The organism is Desulfovibrio desulfuricans (assembly GCF_024460775.1).
In the GTDB taxonomy this organism is placed as follows: domain Bacteria; phylum Desulfobacterota; class Desulfovibrionia; order Desulfovibrionales; family Desulfovibrionaceae; genus Desulfovibrio; species Desulfovibrio desulfuricans_E.
The window spans coordinates 292,838-311,161 of record NZ_JANFYZ010000001.1; the positions used below are offsets into that span (position 1 = coordinate 292,838).

Annotated in this window: 14 protein-coding genes and 1 other RNA gene; 10 read left to right on the forward strand and 5 right to left on the reverse strand. The window is 55.3% G+C overall.

Annotated elements, in window-relative coordinates:
- Window positions 1-9 precede the first annotated feature (9 nt).
- Both NE637_RS01135 and pgm read left to right on the forward strand, forming a co-directional pair.
- On the forward strand, window positions 10-1,035 hold the full coding sequence (locus tag NE637_RS01135) for a glycosyltransferase family protein (protein ID WP_227118349.1): 1,026 nt from the start codon (window positions 10-12) through the stop codon (window positions 1,033-1,035).
- 102 nt (window positions 1,036-1,137) lie between these two features.
- On the forward strand, window positions 1,138-2,787 hold the full coding sequence (gene pgm / locus NE637_RS01140; RefSeq protein ID WP_227118350.1) for a phosphoglucomutase (alpha-D-glucose-1,6-bisphosphate-dependent): 1,650 nt from the start codon (window positions 1,138-1,140) through the stop codon (window positions 2,785-2,787).
- 223 nt (window positions 2,788-3,010) lie between these two features.
- Here the strand turns inward: pgm and NE637_RS01145 are convergent, their stop codons facing one another.
- Entirely contained in the window at window positions 3,011-4,078 is a 1,068-nt protein-coding gene (locus tag NE637_RS01145; protein ID WP_319637968.1) for a pseudouridine synthase, read from the reverse strand.
- 28 nt (window positions 4,079-4,106) lie between these two features.
- Here NE637_RS01145 and NE637_RS01150 point away from each other — a divergent pair, with 28 nt between their 5' ends.
- From NE637_RS01150 to ssrA, 8 genes are all read left to right on the forward strand, one after another.
- Window positions 4,107-4,229 carry a hypothetical protein gene (locus tag NE637_RS01150; RefSeq protein ID WP_256186001.1) on the forward strand — a complete coding sequence of 41 codons (123 nt, stop codon included), beginning with the start codon at window positions 4,107-4,109 and terminating at the stop codon, window positions 4,227-4,229.
- A 426-nt stretch (window positions 4,230-4,655) separates the two neighbouring features.
- Window positions 4,656-5,279: a recombination-associated protein RdgC gene (rdgC, locus tag NE637_RS01155; protein ID WP_192111783.1), complete on the forward strand. Its 624-nt coding sequence runs from the start codon at window positions 4,656-4,658 to the stop codon at window positions 5,277-5,279.
- 18 nt (window positions 5,280-5,297) lie between these two features.
- The gene (locus NE637_RS01160) at window positions 5,298-5,825 is read left to right on the forward strand and encodes a hypothetical protein (RefSeq protein WP_192111784.1); all 528 of its coding nucleotides are present in this window, start codon (window positions 5,298-5,300) and stop codon (window positions 5,823-5,825) included.
- A gap of 9 nt (window positions 5,826-5,834) precedes the next feature.
- The gene (locus tag NE637_RS01165) at window positions 5,835-6,866 is read left to right on the forward strand and encodes an ABC transporter permease (RefSeq protein ID WP_227118351.1); all 1,032 of its coding nucleotides are present in this window, start codon (window positions 5,835-5,837) and stop codon (window positions 6,864-6,866) included.
- A complete protein-coding gene (locus NE637_RS01170; protein ID WP_215647627.1) occupies window positions 6,866-7,702 on the forward strand; it encodes an ABC transporter permease in 837 nt (278 codons plus the stop codon). Before NE637_RS01165 ends, NE637_RS01170 begins: the two co-directional genes overlap by 1 nt.
- A gap of 76 nt (window positions 7,703-7,778) precedes the next feature.
- Window positions 7,779-9,383 (forward strand): AAA family ATPase, encoded by a 1,605-nt coding sequence (locus NE637_RS01175; protein ID WP_227118352.1) that lies wholly within the window; start codon window positions 7,779-7,781, stop codon window positions 9,381-9,383.
- Window positions 9,384-9,612: 229 nt separating this feature from the next.
- Entirely contained in the window at window positions 9,613-10,149 is a 537-nt protein-coding gene (locus NE637_RS01180; protein WP_227118353.1) for a hypothetical protein, read from the forward strand.
- 47 nt (window positions 10,150-10,196) lie between these two features.
- Window positions 10,197-10,576: a transfer-messenger RNA gene (ssrA, locus tag NE637_RS01185) on the forward strand.
- 75 nt (window positions 10,577-10,651) lie between these two features.
- Here ssrA and hyoA read toward each other — a convergent pair.
- Genes hyoA through NE637_RS01205 form a run of 4 tightly spaced genes read right to left on the reverse strand, consistent with a single transcriptional unit; the run spans window position 10,652 to window position 18,318 of the window.
- The gene (hyoA, locus tag NE637_RS01190; protein WP_227118354.1) at window positions 10,652-14,971 is read right to left on the reverse strand and encodes an NACHT domain-containing antiphage protein HyoA; all 4,320 of its coding nucleotides are present in this window, start codon (window positions 14,969-14,971) and stop codon (window positions 10,652-10,654) included.
- Between the two features lie 46 nt (window positions 14,972-15,017).
- Window positions 15,018-16,229 (reverse strand): AMP-binding protein, encoded by a 1,212-nt coding sequence (locus NE637_RS01195; protein ID WP_227118355.1) that lies wholly within the window; start codon window positions 16,227-16,229, stop codon window positions 15,018-15,020.
- On the reverse strand, window positions 16,229-17,104 hold the full coding sequence (locus tag NE637_RS01200; RefSeq protein WP_227118356.1) for a beta-ketoacyl synthase chain length factor: 876 nt from the start codon (window positions 17,102-17,104) through the stop codon (window positions 16,229-16,231). The genes NE637_RS01195 and NE637_RS01200 overlap by 1 nt, the downstream gene beginning before the upstream one ends.
- The gene (locus tag NE637_RS01205; protein WP_227118357.1) at window positions 17,101-18,318 is read right to left on the reverse strand and encodes a beta-ketoacyl-[acyl-carrier-protein] synthase family protein; all 1,218 of its coding nucleotides are present in this window, start codon (window positions 18,316-18,318) and stop codon (window positions 17,101-17,103) included. Before NE637_RS01205 ends, NE637_RS01200 begins: the two co-directional genes overlap by 4 nt.
- Window positions 18,319-18,324 lie beyond the last annotated feature (6 nt).

Consider the following 18,324-nt stretch of genomic DNA (forward strand, 5'->3'; position numbering starts at 1 on the left):
TTTTTATCCATGAGCTTACGCATACTCAACATTGGCGGGCCGTATCTGGCCTCCGCCCTCAAACGCCTTGGGCACCACGTCATCACGGCGCATCCGGCAGCAGACGCCGACATTCCCTCACCGCACCCGTATTCTGTGCGACAACTCCTGAACCGCCTTGATACACTCGGTTTTGCGCCTGACGCACTTTTCTATTGCGATGACGGCAACATGCCAGAACTGCTTGATCCGGAAAATGCCCCCTGGCCTTCGGTGCGTTATTCCATTGATACCTACTGCAACCCCTGGCACATCCCGTATTCCAACGGTTTTGACGCAACCCTTGTGGCGCAGAAAGACTACGTGGAAGTATTTTCGCACGAGGGCATACCGGCGCGCTGGTTTCCGCTGTTTTATCCCCAGATTCTTGAGCCAGTGGGGGATTTTGCTGCCCGCGACATCCCCGTAGCCTTTGTGGGAACCCTCGGGCACAAAAATAACCCGGACCGCGCGCCATTTCTCAAGGCCTTTCGCGCCAGACAGCCGCTGGTGGCAATTTCTGGCGATTACAAGCCCATCTTTACGCGCAGCCGCATTGTTCTTAACCAGACGGCGGCTTCGGAAGTGAATTTTCGCTGCTTTGAGGCTATCGCCTGCGGCGCGGCCCTACTAATGGAAACCTGCGGCAACGGCCTGAACGAACTCTTTGTTCCCGGCGAGGAAATTCTGCCCACATACCAGCGCAACGATGCGCAGGCAGCCGCGGCCATTGCCGCAGAAACCCTCGCAAACCCCGAAAAACTCGCGAAAATTGCCCAAGCCGGGGGCAGAGCAGTGGCCCGGCGCCATACAGACACGGCGCGCGCGGTCAGCCTGACGCAGATGCTCGCAGAAATGTGCGCCACTCAGGCGCACCGGGAGCGGCTTGAGCAGTCGCTTGAAAAGCGCACTGCTCTTGTACGCGGTGCATATGGCATGCTTTCCAGCGAGCTTTTTGACCCACAGCTTGAAGAACACCGCGATTTTTTTGAAAAAATGTGCCTTCGTCAGCCATAGCTCCATAAATACCTGGTAATGCATCAAGGGATGCATCCTGCATTGCAGGCATGTGCGATAGGGCATATAGTTGGCAGAGCACCACTTTTTGGAGGAATATCAATGCCAGTTGTGCATAGCGATGCCGGGCATCTGCCTGGGCTGGAAAAGCTGGAGAACATCCCCGCGCTCATGAGCGCGTATTACACCGAATTTCCCAATCCGGCGCTTGCAGCCCAGCGTGTTGCCTTTGGCACCTCGGGGCATCGGGGCACATCAGTGCTGTGCAGCTTTAACGAGGAGCACATCTATGCCATCACTCAGGCGGTGTGCGACTACCGCGCCGCCAAGGGCATTGACGGGCCGCTGTTTCTTGGCGGCGATACCCATGCGCTGTCAGAAGCCGCCTTTCGCTCCGCGCTGGAAGTGCTGGTAGCCAACAACGTGAATGTGTGCATTTCGGCTGGCGGGGCCTACACAGCCACTCCGGCGATCTCCCATGCCGTGCTCAAATGGAATGCGGGCCGAGTTAACGGTCTGGCCGATGGCATTGTCATCACGCCTTCGCACAATCCCCCGCGTGACGGCGGCTTCAAGTACAATCCACCCCACGGCGGCCCGGCAGAAGCCGAAGTCACCAGCCAGATTGAAAAATGCGCCAATGCCTACCTTGAAAACGGCAACAAGGGCGTAAAGCTCACACACCTGCGGGCGGCACGTGCCTCGTCGCTGGTGGAAGAATACGATTTCATCGGCAGTTATGTGCAGGACCTGGCTGGAGTGCTGGACATGAAGGCCATTGCCTCCTCTGGCCTGCGCATCGGCGTTGACCCCCTTGGCGGCGCAAGCTTGCCCATGTGGGAACCTATTGCTGAAGCCTACAGAATTGACCTTGAAGTGGTGAACAGGGCAGTGGATCCAACATTCCGCTTTGTTCCCTGCGACAAGGACGGCAAAATCCGCATGGATTGCTCCTCGCCCTATGCCATGAGCCGCCTTTTGGATCTGCGCGACCATTTTGACCTGAGTTTCGCCTGCGACCCGGATTCCGACCGACACGGCATTGTGACGCGCAATGAACTGATGAACCCCAATCATTATCTGAGCGTTGCCGCCTGGTATCTGTTCCGTACCCGCAGGGGGTGGCCCGCGCAGCGCGGTATAGGCAAAACCCTTGTGACAAGCGCCATGCTCGACAGGGTAGGGAAGGATCTTGGCCGCCCGGTTGTTGAGGTGCCTGTGGGCTTTAAATGGTTCGTGCCCTATCTGCTCAATGGGCGCTGCGGCTTTGGCTGCGAGGAAAGCGCGGGCGCTTCCTTCCTGTGCTTTGACGGCACGCCCTGGAGCACAGACAAGGACGGCCCCCTCATGTGCCTGCTGGCGGCTGAAATGATGGCGGTGGAGCAGTCCTCCCCAGATGAACTTTACACAAAACTGACCGAGCGTCTTGGCGCGCCCGCCTATCAACGGCTTGATGCTCCGGCGGATGACAATGTACGGGCAAAACTTGCGGCGCTGACGCCTGAAAGCGTGAGCCTTAAAACTCTGGCTGGCTCGCCTGTTACCAGTGTGCTCACTCGCGCGCCCGGCAATGATGCCTCCATCGGCGGTGTAAAGGTGGTCAGCGATGACGGCTGGTTTGCCGTACGTCCCTCCGGTACGGAAGCCATCTGCAAAGTGTATACGGAGAGCTTCAAGGGCGAAGACCACCTGCAAGCCTTGCAAAAGGACGCCATCGATTTTCTTGAGCATTTGCTGAAAGGCGATGCCTGATTGGAGTACAGATAATCTTTCTCTGCCAAGCGCGCGTAGCGCGCGGCAATTTTTTGCGGTTCAATATAAAGGTATATAGCCCTTTAATCAGCAAAGCGCAGTCGCAATGCCGGGTATCCGGTCACTGCGACTGCGCTTTGCTGTAAATAATTCTGGCAAATGTACGATCTTGCCCAAGGGGCTTACTGGCTACCAACAGGAAGATTGCCAGACCAGCAAAGGTCTACCGCGCGGCGGGCAGTCCAGCGCTTTCACGCAGACGGGCAACCTCGGCATCCGTAAGGGGCCGGGCCTTGCCGCTGGCCAGATCCCCAAGGCGCAATGAGCCTTGAGCAACACGACACAGGCGCAGAATGGTCAGCCCAAGATCACGACACATACGGCGAATCTGGCGGTTCAGGCCCTGACGCAGCACCATCTGCAACTGGGTATTGCCGCCAACCTGCTGAGCGATCACTTCCACAGGCATAATATCTTCACCTTCGGCAAGGTGCATGCCGCGCCGCATGATTTTGAGCGCCCCTTCAGGCACAGTGCCGCGCACAAGCACCTCATAGGTCTTGGGCTGGTGATGCCGGGGGTGGGTGAGGCGCTGGGCCAGTTGGCCATCATTGGTGAGCAGCAGCAATCCCTCAGAAAAATAGTCAAGTCTGCCAACAGGATACAGCCTGAGCGCCTTGTATTCAGGCGCAAGGCAATCCAGTACGGTGGGCCTGCCTTCCGGATCGCTCACTGTGCAAACCACATGCACGGGCTTGTTGAGCATGAGGTAGGTATAGGACTGCGGGGCCGACAAAATGCGGCCATCCACGGCAATGCTTTCAAAGGGCAATACCTGACGCCCTGGGTTGGGCTCCGGCTTGCCGTCAACACTGACGCGCCCGGCAAGAATAAGCTCGTCTGCCTTGCGGCGCGAGCATAGACCAGTTGCGGCTATGGCCTTGTTAAGGCGTATGCCGTCAGCTGCATTGTCAGCATCGGGCTGAGACTTTGTGGGCGCGGCAGGCCGAACAGAATGATCGGCGTCAGATTTGACGGCCTGGGGCTGCGCGGGTTTGCGTTGCGAAAAGCCGTCTCGGGCCTCACGGGCGTTCGGCTGAGTACCTGACCGTGAATCTGTCCGCGAATCAGAACGGCCATTTGGTCCATTGGCAGACCAGCTATCAGAACGTGGGGCATGATTCTTGCGCGCGTCCGCAGGCTGTTCCTTTTTATGGGAGATGGTGGACGAACTGTTTTTGCTGCGGTTTCTGGCGGATGATCCGGCATTGCCGGAATGTTTGGGCGGCACGGTGATTTCTCCTTGGCAAGATGCGCACATGGTGCGTGAAGTGGAGCATGCCGTCAAGGGCAAGCAAGAAGCGCATGCATGGCTGACCTGGCATTACGGCGGCTTCCAATCTTCAAAAGTTTACATAATTATCATTATGGGACATTTATAAATACTGTATGCTGGGTGGACCGGGGTTCAAAACCAGCACGAAAGTCTGCTTAGAATGCCATTGGCGGCACCACTGCCAAACCATCCACGCGCAGAGGTCTGAGCAATGTAAAATGAACAAGCCGCCATGAATTTTCCCGCCGTTCCTTGAATTTTGAGGATTAGCATTGCTCAAACCTGCGAGTTCGGTTTTTACCCGTGTAGCCATTTCATCCTTTCCTTATATAGAAGCCCATGATTGCCGCTCATGAACCCCGTCCAGATCGACCAGCCCAATAAGGCCGAATGTCCACCTTCCAGATTCACGGCCACAACTCGCTGCGCAATCTCCTTAACAGGCGTAAAACCAGGGGCCAGCCTGCACTTGCTCCCGAAGCGGCTCTGACGTACAACACTGCCAACACTGGTTTTCAAGCAAGGAGTTTACATGGGCTTTGCCAACAGCTCTTGCAGCTTTACTCGGTTCCGTATTCTTGATCCTGTTCCGGCCACGCTCTGGCCGCAGATACTGGACAAACTGAAACAGTTCGCCATGCGCGACATTGACGATATTCCTGAAATGCAGGGCCAGGGATGGGCCTGTTTTGAGGACATGCTCGATACCGACTGGGTGACGGCCCCGCCCCAGAAAGGCGCGTACATCGTGTTTTCCCTGCGGCTGGATATGCGGCGCATACCCGCTGGCGTGGTCAAAAAACACGTTGCTCTTGCCCTTAAGGAAGAAAAAAAGCGCATGGGCGAACAGGGCAAGAACTACATTGCCCGCGAGCGCAAAAAAGAACTCAAGGAGCAGGTGCTGCTGCGCCTGCGCTCCCGTTTTTTGCCTGTTCCCGGCGAATTCAACGTGCTCTGGGCCACAGACAAGAACGAAGTCTGGTTTGCGTCCACCCAGAACAAGATGATCGACCTCTTCCTGGAAGAGTTTCTCAAAACTTTTGAGCTGCACCTGGAGCAACTGACGCCCTACAATCTGGCGGTCTCCATGCTGGACGAAGAAAGCCTGATCCGCCTGGACAAGCTGGAACCCACGCAGTTCGCTCCCCTTTCCTGATGACGGCACGGAGACCCCATGAACATGCCCTATCTTGGCGAATCCACTGACAGCATTCTCGGCAAGGAATTTCTGACATGGCTCTGGTACCAGAGCGACACCGCCCCCGGCGCGTTCACTGACAAGGACGGCGCGCCTTTTGCCGTTTCCATGGAACAGCGCATCGTGGTGGAAGGCGGCGAAGGTGATGCCCGCGAAACAGCCTCTGTTTCCGGCTCGCTCTCCCCTCTCCGCGAGGCCCGCTTTGGCCTTGGCACCGGCAAACAGGTCAGCCGCGCTCTGCTGCGCCTTGAAAAAGAAGAACTTGCCTTTCAGGTCAGCCTCAAGGCCGAGGATTTCTGCCTCAACAGCCTCAAAACCCCCAAGCTCGACAAGGGCGACAGCGATGACGACCCGGACGCACTGCTGCTGGAAAAGTTCTATCTTATGGAAGTGTGCACCGGCCTGCTGGATGCCCTGTACGCCCGCTTTCTGAAGCTGCGCCTCTCATCTGGCTGGCAGAAGGAAGTGGACGACATGCGCCAGTGGATGACCCGCACGGAGTAAGCTTTTTTCATGAGCACCCTGCCCGCATCTGCCGCAAAAGGCCGTTTTTCCGGCCCGCTACTGCACGTTTTACGCAAAACGTTGTGGATGCTGCTTGTGCTGTGGGGCATCACCATCATCAGCTTTTGGGTCATCCATCTGGCCCCCGGCTCGCCCACAGATATGGAAACCACGCTCAATCCGCTGGCTGGCGCTGCGGCGCGTCAGCGGCTTGAGGTGCTTTATGGGCTGGATCGCCCCCTCTATGTGCAGTACTGGGACTGGCTTAGCCGCATCGTGCATCTGGATTTCGGCAACTCCATGTCTGCCGATTCCCGCCCGGTGCTGACCAAGATTCTTGAGCGCCTGCCCCTCACCGTGGGCATGAACGTTATTTCGCTGGTGCTCACCCTGCTCATTGCCATTCCGGTGGGCATTGTTTCCGCCTGCCGGCAGAACTCGCTGCTGGACAAGTCAGTCACCGTGCTAGTTTTTCTGGGTTTTGCCATGCCGTCCTTCTGGCTGGCCCTGCTGCTTATGATGTTTTTTGGCATTGAGCTGCAATGGCTGCCCATCTCCGGCCTTACATCCATGAATTACGAACAGTTGAACGCCTGGGGCAAGTTTTGCGATCTGGCGCGGCATCTGGCCTTGCCCACACTGGTGTATACCGTGGGCGGGCTGGCGGGCATGTCGCGCTACATGCGCGCCTGCATGCTTGAAGTGCTGCGGCAGGATTACATTCTCACAGCGCGGGCCAAGGGGCTGGGCGCTGGCGCGGTTATCTGGCGGCATGCCCTGCGCAACGCGCTTTTGCCCGTCATAACCCTGCTGGGCCTTTCTGTGCCGGGGCTTATTGGCGGCAGCGTCATTATTGAGTCCATATTTGCCCTGCCGGGGCTGGGCCAGTTGTTTTACGGCGCTGTTATGGCGCGCGATTACACCATGATCATGGGGAATCTGGTGCTTGGGGCGGTGCTCACGCTCGCGGGCAACCTGCTGGCGGATTTCTGCTACGGGATCGCGGATCCGCGCATCCGCAACGCAAAGGACAACGCCTGATGCTGCCCCGCGCCGTCAAAAAGCTGCTTGGCCGCAACCTCATGCTTGCATTGGGGCTTGTTATTGTGCTTGCCATGTCGCTGGCCGCACTCCTTGCCCCGTGGATTGCGCCCTTTGACCCCAACGCCCTGCATCTGGACAATATTCTGGAGCCGCCCTCCTCCCGCTTTCTGTTCGGCACAGACCGCCTTGGGCGCGATGTTTTTTCCCGCCTGCTTTACGGCGGCAGGGTTTCGCTGTGGGTGGGCTTTGTGGCTGTGGGCATATCGGTCAGCATCGGCACGGTTCTTGGCCTCGTGAGCGGCTATTTCCGCCGATGGGTGGACGAGTGCATCATGCGCGTGGTTGATATAATGCTCTGCTTTCCGTCATTTTTTCTTATTCTGGCGGTTATCGCCTTTCTTGAACCCAATCTTACCAATATCATGGTGGTTATTGGGCTTACCTCGTGGATGGGCGTTACCCGCCTTGTACGCGCAGAGGCGCTTACCCTGCGCGAACGCGAATTTGTTGACGCCGCGCGGCTGGCAGGCACATCCACTGCGGGCATATTGTTTCGACATATACTGCCCAATGCCCTTGCGCCCGTGCTGATAACCGCTACACTGGGCGTTGCCGGGGCCATACTGGTAGAATCAAGTCTCAGCTTTCTGGGGCTTGGCGTGCAGCCCCCCGCAGCCAGTTGGGGCAACATGCTCATGGACGGCAAAGCCGTGATTGAAACCGCACCCTGGCTGTCGGTGTATCCCGGTTTGGCCATCCTGGTAACGGTATTGGGCTATAATCTTCTGGGTGAAAGCCTGCGGGACATTTTTGATCCGCGCCTTCGCCAATAGTTTGAAATGTAAAGGCATCCAAGATAGTTAAAGTTTTACATTAAGCATATAAACCGCCATAAAAAACGTTAAAGCCATGCTTGAATACCTGCGCATTCGTAATCTGGCCCTCATTGAGGACATGGAACTGGAGTTTTCGCCCGGCATGAACGTGCTGACGGGTGAAACCGGGGCGGGGAAGAGCTTTATCCTTAAAGCGCTTGGCTTTCTGCTTGGCGACAAGCTTTCGGCGGATATGGTGCGCGCGGGCGCTGAGCGCGCGCAGGTGGAGGCCCTGTTCAGCACAAAAGATGCGGACATGGTTTTGCGCCGCGAAATTGTGGCGGAGACAGGGCGCAGCCGCCTGTACATCAACGATGAACTGCGCTCGCAAGACAGCCTGCGCGACCTGCGCAACCGCCTTGTGGCCCACACAAGCCAACACGCCCAGCAAAAACTGCTTCAATCTTCATTTCAGGCCAAACTGCTGGAAAGCGGCCTCAGCTGCCCCGAACTTCTGCACCAGCGGGACGACTTGCTTGCGCGCCTTCAGGCCAATGCGGCCCAGCGCTCTGCCCTGCTTGAGCGTCAGGCCGGGCTGGGCGAACGGCGCGAACTGCTTGAAATGCAGCAGCAGGAGATCGACAAGGTTTCTCCCGAAGAAGGCGAAGAAGAAAAGCTGGAAGAAATTCGCGCGCTGGCCCGCTCCATGGAGCACCAGCAGGAGAATTACGAGCAGGCGCTCATGTTGCTGCAAGGCGATGAGCAGGAAGGCGTGATTGACCAGTTGGGCCAGCTCGAAAAGCTCTTGCAGCGCATGTGCCGGGAGGACGATTCCCTCCAGGCCGATGCCGACGCCGTGGCCGCCCTGCGCCAGCAGCTGGCCCACCTTGGCGGCAGGCTTCGCCGCCCGCCTACCCTGCCGGGACTGGATGAAATGCCCGACATGGATCATCTGGAAGAGCGCCTGTTTGCCCTTGCGCAACTCAAGCGCAAGCTGCACAGAACCCTGCCGGAGATTCTTTCCCTGCGCGAAGAAATTTCCGAGAATCTTTCCTTCCTTGATGTCTGCGCGCTGGACATCACCCGGTTGGCCAAGGAAGCGGCAGCTCTTGCCGCAGAGCTTTCCGCCGTGACCGCCCGCATCATCCCGGCCCGCCGCGAGGCGGCAGCCGCCATTGCGACCAAGCTGGAAAACGAACTGCGCCAGTTGGGCTTTTCGGATCAGGTGCGGGTATTGCCCGATTTCACCGTGCAGGAAATCTGGCCCGGCGTTACGGACGAGCGCGGGCGCATCCTTTGGGCTCCCAACCCCGGCCAGCCCCCGCAACCGCTGGATAAAATCGCCTCGGGCGGCGAGCTTTCGCGCTTTTTGCTGGCGCTTGCCAGCGTGCAGCAGGATGACGAAGGCGCTACATTCATATTTGACGAAGTCGATGCCGGTGTTGGCGGCATGACCTTGAACAAGCTGGCCGAAAAGCTCTACGCACTGGCCGAAACACGCCAGATGCTGCTCATCACCCACTGGCCGCAACTGGCAGCCCGCGCCCGCAGGCACTTTCAGATTGTTAAGATGGTACGCGACGGGGAAACCTTTACCCTCTGCTCCCCCCTTAACAAGGAAGACCGCCACGCCGAGCTTGCGCGCATGGCAGGCGGCGGAGAACAGGGCGAGGCGTTGGCCCGAAGCCTGGAAAAATAGCACTCTGCAAATTTTGCCGTGTGGTTAATGCCATGCAGCATTTTTCTTTCATCCTTACCGCGACATTATCGTGCTGCGGCCAGTATCTACGCATCTTTCTGACAATTTTTTGACTTTTTCTAAACTTTTTGCCTCTTTTCAGGCCTGCAATGAGAACTGGCACTTATCTTGCTAATACCATCCCCAGATAACGAAAAGGCAAATTTGACCATAGCCACAGGGGGAGCATGTGACTAACGAAAATAATAATTGCATAAGCGCCATGCTCCATATGCAAACTGGCGCTCCCGAAGCCGCCTCGCATGCACGGCACGGGCAGATTGCGGGGCAACCGCTTTCGGGCCTGGACGAAGCATCAGCCAGGGCATTGCGAAGCCTGGCAAAGGATGGCGAAGGGCTTGTTACGGCACTTGAAGCGCGGCTTGATTCGCTTCAGGAAGCCTTTATGGACATGCTGAACACGCAGCTTGAAGAACGCCACCTCCGGCCCGAAGACCGCCTGCATATGTATGTTTCGCCCGAGGGAACGCTGGTGGTTGAAGGCAACGACAACGATGCCAACCTGCTGTGCGACATCATCACGCGCAAGCCGGATTTGCAAAAGAGCTTTAAGCAGATGGCCCAGGTGGCCATGCTCTCGCACGGTGTAGAACTGGCAACCCAGATCCATAACGATATTATCGATCAGGTCGAAGACGCCAATCCCCTGCTTGGGCACTACCATATGTGCCTTAAGGGCCCGCTCTCGCATTTCTACATCCGTTAGAGCTTGCCAAAGTCGAGCAAGCGACTTATTGTAATGCTTGACCAAATGGGGGCGCACTGGTTTCGACGGGGACGTGGAAGCCTTAGCGGCAGGTCGAGGCGCCGCTGGCCTCGTAAAAAGCGGCAACAAAAGTAATTGCCAACAACGATTACGACTACGCTTACGCTGCCTAAAAACAGCGAGGCAACGATCGCCTAGGCGGTCACGTCATTCTGGGCCATGTCTGATAACCCTGAATGGCGACACTTATCAGGCTGGCGGAAACTGGCTCTTACCGGGGTTTTCCGCGAGGAGTTTACCGGCGAGATTGCCGTGAGGCGCCCGGTCAGGGGCTACCACCACGGTGAAATTAATACCTGACATAAACCTGTAGATGCTTCGTGTGGACAGTTCTCGGACGGGGGTTCAACTCCCCCCGCCTCCACCAACCCCCACAAATTAAAGTGGCTTATACGATCTGGCTAAGACGTATAAGCCACTTTTTTTGCTATTGAACACTAATTTAGACTTTGATTTTGGCTTTCTTCTCAGTTGACAGGCGCGGGCGCAAATCCAGAAGATGAATCATAATAAACACCTTGCTTCCCAAGGCAATTTGCACACGCTCTGCCTCATTGCGCAAAAGTTCAGTGAGTTCACCAATATTTATCTTTTTGCCTTCATCAGGATGTTCCCACTGACGATTTTTGGAAATTGCCACAAGTAACGCCCCAGCCCTGCTTTTTTCTGCGGCCAGATATTTTTTTACAAGTTGGTTCTTAATCGTATCACGCAGATATTTAGCAGTACGTTCATTCCCCAACTTAAGCTCAATCACAGCCTCATAACCACCGACCACGGAACGCAAACGAATATCTGTTTCTTTTTCATCTGCGGTCACTGCTTCCTGATCCACTGTATAAAGAGAATTGGCGGCGATCTCCAGCTCCCGCGCTATTGCGCGCCTCAGTATCCACTCTTTATCAATTCCTGCCCATAACTCACGAGAAGACGTGTCACGCAGCAAAAAATCATCCAGATCAGACAATCTGTCTTTTAAGATGCCAAACATTGCTTCATTACTGGCAGCGGGGGCTTCGCAACTTTTATCGAGCGCAATGGCCTGCTGCTCATCATACGCATGCGCGTCAATTTCTTGAGCCCAGTTTTCATCAGCCATTGCAATAAGTCTGTCTTTTAAATGCCCGCAAAGTGGATCTGCCGCCATTTCAAGCTGAGCACTAAAGCCTTCGTCACCTTTTATGCGGAATAATGCGTTAGAAATATTATGACGCGCCATCTGGGCATCATCGCGAGCATCTGGGGAAAAAACGCCTTCGCGGTGTACATCATCTTCAACCCGAACATGCTGGTAGGCGAGACGGAGCAGCCGAAGCAATAACCGTGGCGTAAATAACTTGTTATGCAGACTCACAGCACTATCACGGTTTCCGAAGAACCTAGAAAAACAGGACACCACTTCTGAGCGAGCAGAAGGCTCCACCGTGCTTGCAAAATTCTCAAATGCCACTACCCCACGTTCTGGGTCAATTTGCAACAATGTGGAGAGCCACACATCGCGCAATTCCGCAGAAAGAAAACAAGCAAGACGTTCCTGAGCTATCTGTGCAAGCTTTGCCTTTGTCGCAATATCACCGTATTTTATTATTGGGCGTGTGGCATGGCGAAGTCTATATGCCATGACGGTAGCAATGATATCGTCATGGCAAGCTGAACCAGATTCCAACCATGTTAACAGGCGTGGAAGAAATAATTTCGCCACATTTTCTGGAGCATCTCCAAGCTGCTGGAGCAGCCAAGAATTGCTACCCACCTCAGGAGTTTGCTCCAGTTCCCACGATACTTCTTTCCAAAGAATCTCCGCAGCAGAGGGATGAGCATCTACAAGTGTGCCAATCCATTGCGGGAGTCCGTTCAGTTCAAGAAGCGCGTGACGCGCAGCTTTTAGGGCTTCTTCTTCAGTGAGCTTCTTTGCCCACTCTGAATCTTCAGCTTCGGCGCTAATTGCAGCTAAGCCGAGTTCCCAGCGTTCAGAATAAGAATTATGGCTACCAACAGGCCGCTCGTACGGCAATGTGGGGCTTTCGGTGCGCCATATGGTAGTTAAAACAGATTGAAGTCTATCTGCGGTGGCTCTATCAAAAAAGTCCTCAATCGCGCTACGATTCCAAACAGACAAGGTATTATCATCCGACATTCTGCGCATAAAATTCCATAAATTCCATGCCGTGGCGAATGATTTCTCACTTGAAAATTCACAGTCAGGTTTATTGGTAACACTGCGCCAAAATTCTATCCAGGCAGCACGTCTTTTGGCGTCAGCCCGATTTTTCTGATCTTCGCGGCTATTTTCCTTTCTACTGAATCGCAAACTGGTTTTTTTATTTTTTATTTGTACTTTTACTCTAGTATTAAAAATTTTGAGTAGTAATGGGTTGTCTTCAACAAGAGATTCAATTTTTTTTCGGCGTTCACCAACAATCTCATGAACTGGAGTAATGTGAAGGACAGCTTCCAAAAGCATTGCACGATCATCTACAGTGCGATTTTTATTAGCCAATGAATTATTGATCCATTCATAATCCCTATCAAATCTAAGTGACACAAGACTATATTTTCCGGATGCTGCAAAAAAACGTCTAAAAAAATCACTATTAAAATGTAGAGATTGAACAAATGCATCCGCACACCAAAATAAAAAACAATTATCTGTTGCGGATAAGTCAAATAAATATTCACGCAGATTCTGAATGGATTCACTAATTCCAAAAAAATGTCTATTAAATAGACATAAAGCAAGCACACTGGCCTGACACCAGGACTTATTCACGTCTTGCTTAAGGCCTTGTAAACATATAGCAGCCAAGATACCACAATACTGAGGAAAATCACTTGTGATATGCGGCCACTCGTGTTGCCAACGAAGCCCCTCGGATAGCAATGCTACAAAACTTTCCCTCAGTACGACCAGAACATCATAATCAATCTCAGACTCAGACGATGTTATAATGCTGGTGATATACCTGCTACCCTCCCATAGGGTGTTCTCTTTGGATTCTATCCACCTAAGTATCTTACAAAGCTGGTCCGCAGACATAAATTGAGGAAAAAGAACTGCAACAGCCCGGCTGACAAAGCGCTTTGACCCATAAGTGTCACCCTCTGCGATATGTGCAGAAACCTCGTACAGACTTTTGTCATTAAGGACGGCGAGTGTTCGGAGAGCTATTATTTTATCGCTTGCAGAAGAATTTGTACTATTCAAAAGATCATAAACATCAGCAGCAGAGGAGGTGATGCCACCACCACCAATAAGACCCAGGAGAAATATTCTAACTTCAGGATTTTCCACCCCTTCGAGCCATATCTTACGGATTTCATCTGCAAGATCAGCTGAAGCAAAGCGCTCAACCTGAATGGACGGCACATCCATTCCTCGCCAACCACTGGAACAGTATCTCTTGGCAAAGGCTCGCAGAATCTCCTTTCGCTGAGCCAGGCTGAGTGCTTCCGGGTCGCCTTCATTTAAAAGAACTTCCGGCTCATTATCTCGCAGCAACTCAAATATGCTGGGGATATTCAACGCCAGCCACGCTGCAACAGGGCGTTTGGAGGGTCGAACTATTATTTTGTCTTTTGTTTCAGCAAAAATAAGTCGCCTTAAAGCTTTCAGAGGCATTCTTTGCTCGCGAAGGTACGTAAGACGCTCGGCAGCAAGAAATTCCATCACGGAACGGTGGTGAAACCGTACCCGGCCATAAGAAGCAAAACCAAAGAGCGGCCGCTCAAGCAGCGTTTTCACTTCATTTGGCTGCCAATCAGACAATATACGTAACGGATTCAGGGCTGCATCGCCCCTAGTGATGTCTGAGGCAGCACTGTGCCGAATTGTAAAAAGGCGCATGACCTGCATTGCAAGTGCCAGCCTGCTTGCACCTTCCCACGCTTTATTTGACGACAATTCACAGGCTTCACGTCTATCAACGCGCGCCTCAAGCTTCACACGGATATTTGTTTTGACTTGATCACGATGTGTTCGGACGTGTAGTTGGTTTTCCCGCCAGTCGGCGCAAAGTTCAATGAGGTCTTGTGGGCGGCGCGCAAAAGATTGCGCTTTGCGGCGCAGCAAGGCTTTCAACAACAGGTCAGGCTTTTCCACTCGCTGTTGTGAGGCAAATTCTTTAATTTGTTCATCGGAAAGGGGCATTAAGGCGACCAAACGCCACCCCAGGGGTTCGTTTGCATCATCGGCGTCGTGCTGTTGAAGACGCTCACGCGTCATGATCTCCGCAAAACGCTCTTCTTTCGTACCTTTCGGCTGTGCAGGAGGGATTGGCAGCAATGTTCGAATTAAGCTTTCGTCAAAAGGGATTGGACGGGTTGTTATGACAATTCTCGCCCTATGGAGCTGATCTTTTATCTCTTTCTTGAAACGCTTAAGCGCCAGCTCAAACGAATGCTGTGTAAGCTTAAGCTCATCAACTGAATCGAGAAAAAAAGTGGCTTCTTCATCTGGCGAAGCAAGCCAACCGTCAAGACGAGCTTCCTCCTCAGAATCAAATAAATCTCTAAGATTCGCTGATGCCAATGATGAAAGTTCAACAAAAAAAGCTGGTGCACCGGCATTGCTCAGGCGCTGAGACTGGACTTTGCATTCATAAGTTTTACCCGCGCCTGCTTCAGAAACTATCAATATACGCTTTGACTGTAATAGTTCCCCCCAAGAAGTCCCTATAGACCAGCCAAGACTGACCAGAAATTCATGCTGGTCAGCATCTTCAATTTTCCCATCAGGAATATCTTGAAAAGTCCGTTCAATCATGGCTGGCTATCTGTTTATTATGATGACTGTATTTTACTCATTATTGTTACCAATCCATCGGCTTACCTAGCGGCCCTCGGGGGATATCCGGGCCAAAGGTATAAGCTCCGGGGCGTTGCACATCGCTCAGTTCACGGCGGGCATGCAGTATCAGCTCCTTGTGCAGGGCCGACGCGTCATAACCCGGATGCGGCACCACAAAGGCTTTGAGTCTGTATCCCTCGTCCTGACGCATCAGCCGCACTAGGCACTGATTTACCCCTTCGTGGCGCTCGATGACCGAGGCCACATACTGGGGAAACACATTGATGCCGCCCACCTGCACGGCTTTGTCGATGCGCGCGCCCGGTCGCAAGTGCCGCTGGCCAGTCCAGGTTACGTTATCCATCAGCGGGTAGTGCTGCACCACGCCATCCGGCAGGCAGCGCACCAGCGCGTTGCCGTGCTCCCCTTCTCCCCGCGCCACATGAGGCAGCAGTTCATAATCGGCTTCCGGCTCAAAGCGGCCGCAAACCACACCCATCTCTGACGAGCCAAAAAATTCCATTACGCGAAAACCCTGCCGCTCCAGCGCGTACATCACCTCGGGCGGCGTGGGCGATGTACCGGTCAGCAGGGTAATCCCCTGCCCCGCCTCTGAGCCGGAGGCCTGCCATCCCCGCATATCCACAAGGCGCGACAGCAACAGCGGAATGCTGATAACAAGGTCGCCGGGGCGCATCTGCGCCTCAACCATTGTTGGCAGGGGCGGCACGCTACGGATGGGCACCCCGAGGCTCAGGGGCAGCAGCAAGCCAAACGTAAAGCCGTACATGTGATGCATGGGGACGGTGATCAGCGCCGAGGTTCTGTCCGCGACAATGGGGGCCAGACTGGTCACTTCCTGCCGGATATGGCTTTCCTTATGCGTGCAGGGCTTGGGCTTGCCTGTTGAGCCGGAAGTAAAAAATGTGAGCGAGCGGTCGCTGTTTTCCCACTGCTGCAAAACCTGTTGCGAAAAATCGCCGCACAGCCCGCCAACTTCGGGCGCTGTCGCAGTGGTGTGAAACATGGCATTGCAGCGCTGCGCCATATTTTCCAGCGCAGTTGCATCAAGCCCAAGCGATTCCCAGCGCATGGATGCAAACTCGTGCGGCGCGCGCGCCTCAAAGCTCAGCGGGTTGCGCTGGCTCAATTCTGCCTGCGCCACGGATTGCACAATCGCCGTAACAGCCCTGAAATCAAGAATTGCAATCCGCTCAAGCGGCCAGGACTCCATTACGCACCCCGCACTTCGATTAATGCCTGTCTGCCGCTTGCAGCAGCAGCGCAGACGCAGTTAACAGCTTCGGCCCTGTCCGTCTGAGGCATGTTCAGGGTCAGCATCACGTCCAGTGCGTGGGCCAGCGGCCCATGACCATACAGATGTTCATGAGTTACCCAGCCCGGCCCGGAAGCAGCACCCGAGGCAAAGACAGGGCCGTCCGCCTCCGTTTGTTGTCCCCACCACACTCGCAGTGAGGGCGCACCCGCAGCTTGCCTGACCAGACACAGGGCAACGGCTCCCTCCGTCTGGGGGTGCTCGCTGCTTAGATATTCCGGGCAGCAGCGGGAAAAACGGCTGTCTGTTTCGTCCACCGCACACAGCAGCACCCTCTCGGCCCGGCCCGCACCCAGCAGGGCTGCCGCAGTGCTCACAGCACCGGCAAAAGAAAGCTCAAACTGCGAAATGGTAAAACACGGCCCCTCAATGCCAAGCAGCAGGCTGAGCAGGCCTGCACCCATATTGTTAACGGCATGCGAAAAGGCCGTTGGCGAAGAAAGATGCGGCCCGTTATCCAGAATTGAATCCATAAAATCCATGCTCATCTGTGAGCTGCTGTAGGCAGTGCCAAAAACAAAAGCTGTACGGTGCAGCACTTCTTTTTGCCGCCAGCCCGCCGCATCCAGAGCCTGCACGCAGGCCAGAAGCGCCATACGTGCATAGCGGGGAATGCGGCGCAGCGACACGCCCGGCAGCAATGCCGCGAGTGAAGAAATATCGGGGGCAGATATGGCAGGCGCTTGCCCTTGCTGTATGGCTGCAAGGGCTTCCTTGCCGCCAATGCTGTGCACTAGCCCGGTTCCCGCCACAGAAAGCGCAGCACTGCTCATGGCTTTACCCTCCCCAGAACCAGAGCGGCATTGCCGCCGCCAAAACCCAGCGAGGTTGAAAGCGCAAATGGAGAAGATACCGCAAGGGCGCTCTGCGTGGGCGCAAAACCTATTTCAGGGTCAATGGTGAAGAACCCCGGCGAGGCCGGAACCGTGCCGTTGCGCAGGGCCGCGAGCGTCAGCACTGCTTCCAGCGCGCCAGCGGCCCCGAGGGTGTGCCCCGTGCCCCCCTTGCTGGCCCATACGGGCACCCCCGGAAGCAGGGTGCGCAAAAGCCGTCCTTCAACCTTGTCATTCTCGCGGGTAGACGTGCCATGCGCGTTCACAAAGGCCATATCCGCCGCTGTGAGGCCTGCCTGCTCCAGAGCCGAGCCGATGGCGAATGCAAGCCCCCGCCCTTCCGGATGCGGCGCGGTAAAATGGTGCGCGTCAGAGGCGTTGCCGTAGCCCAGCACATGTCCGAGCACTGCGGCATTGCGCGCCCGGGCATGCTCGGCGCTTTCCAAAACAAGCGCGGCTGCGCCTTCGCCAAGATTCAGGCCTTTGCGGTCACGGTCAAAGGGGCGGCAAGGCTGGTCGGAATATATCATCAACCGCGCAAAACCCGTATGCGGTACAAGGCTCAGGGCATCTGCGCCACCGCACAGCACGCACTGGCACTGGCCTGTGGTGATGAGATCCATTGCCAGACCAATAGCGTCCGCACCCGATGTGCAGGCATCGGTAACGGTCAGGCGCGGGCCGTGGGCCTCCACGTCCATCTCCAGCGCAAGATTGGCGCTGAAGTAGTCGTCGCGGTCGGCCCCCAACGCGCAGGAGCAAGTAGGCGATGCTGATTCCGCAACCTGCTCTGGCGTGGTTCCACGGCTGGCGGCGTAAGACTCCAGAAAATGCGATGCGCTCCCGGCGGTTGTGCCAAGCACAATGCCCGCCTCAAGCAACAGATGTTGAGGCAGTGCGGCTTCGGCCAGCGCGCTATGGCACACGGCCCTTGCGAGCGTGAGGGTATCCTGCGCGGAATGCTTGCGCCCGCCGGGAAAGTGCTTTTCAGCAAGCCCGAAAAACGGATATGGCAAGGCCCGGCTGTCCAGCACGCTAGCCGCAACAAGCCCGCCCCGCCCGCTTTGCAGGCCATCCAGAACCGCAGCCGGGCTATCGCCAGCCGCGCACAGGCAGGCCATGCCTGTTACAACAACGCCTGAACCGTGCTGCATTGCTTT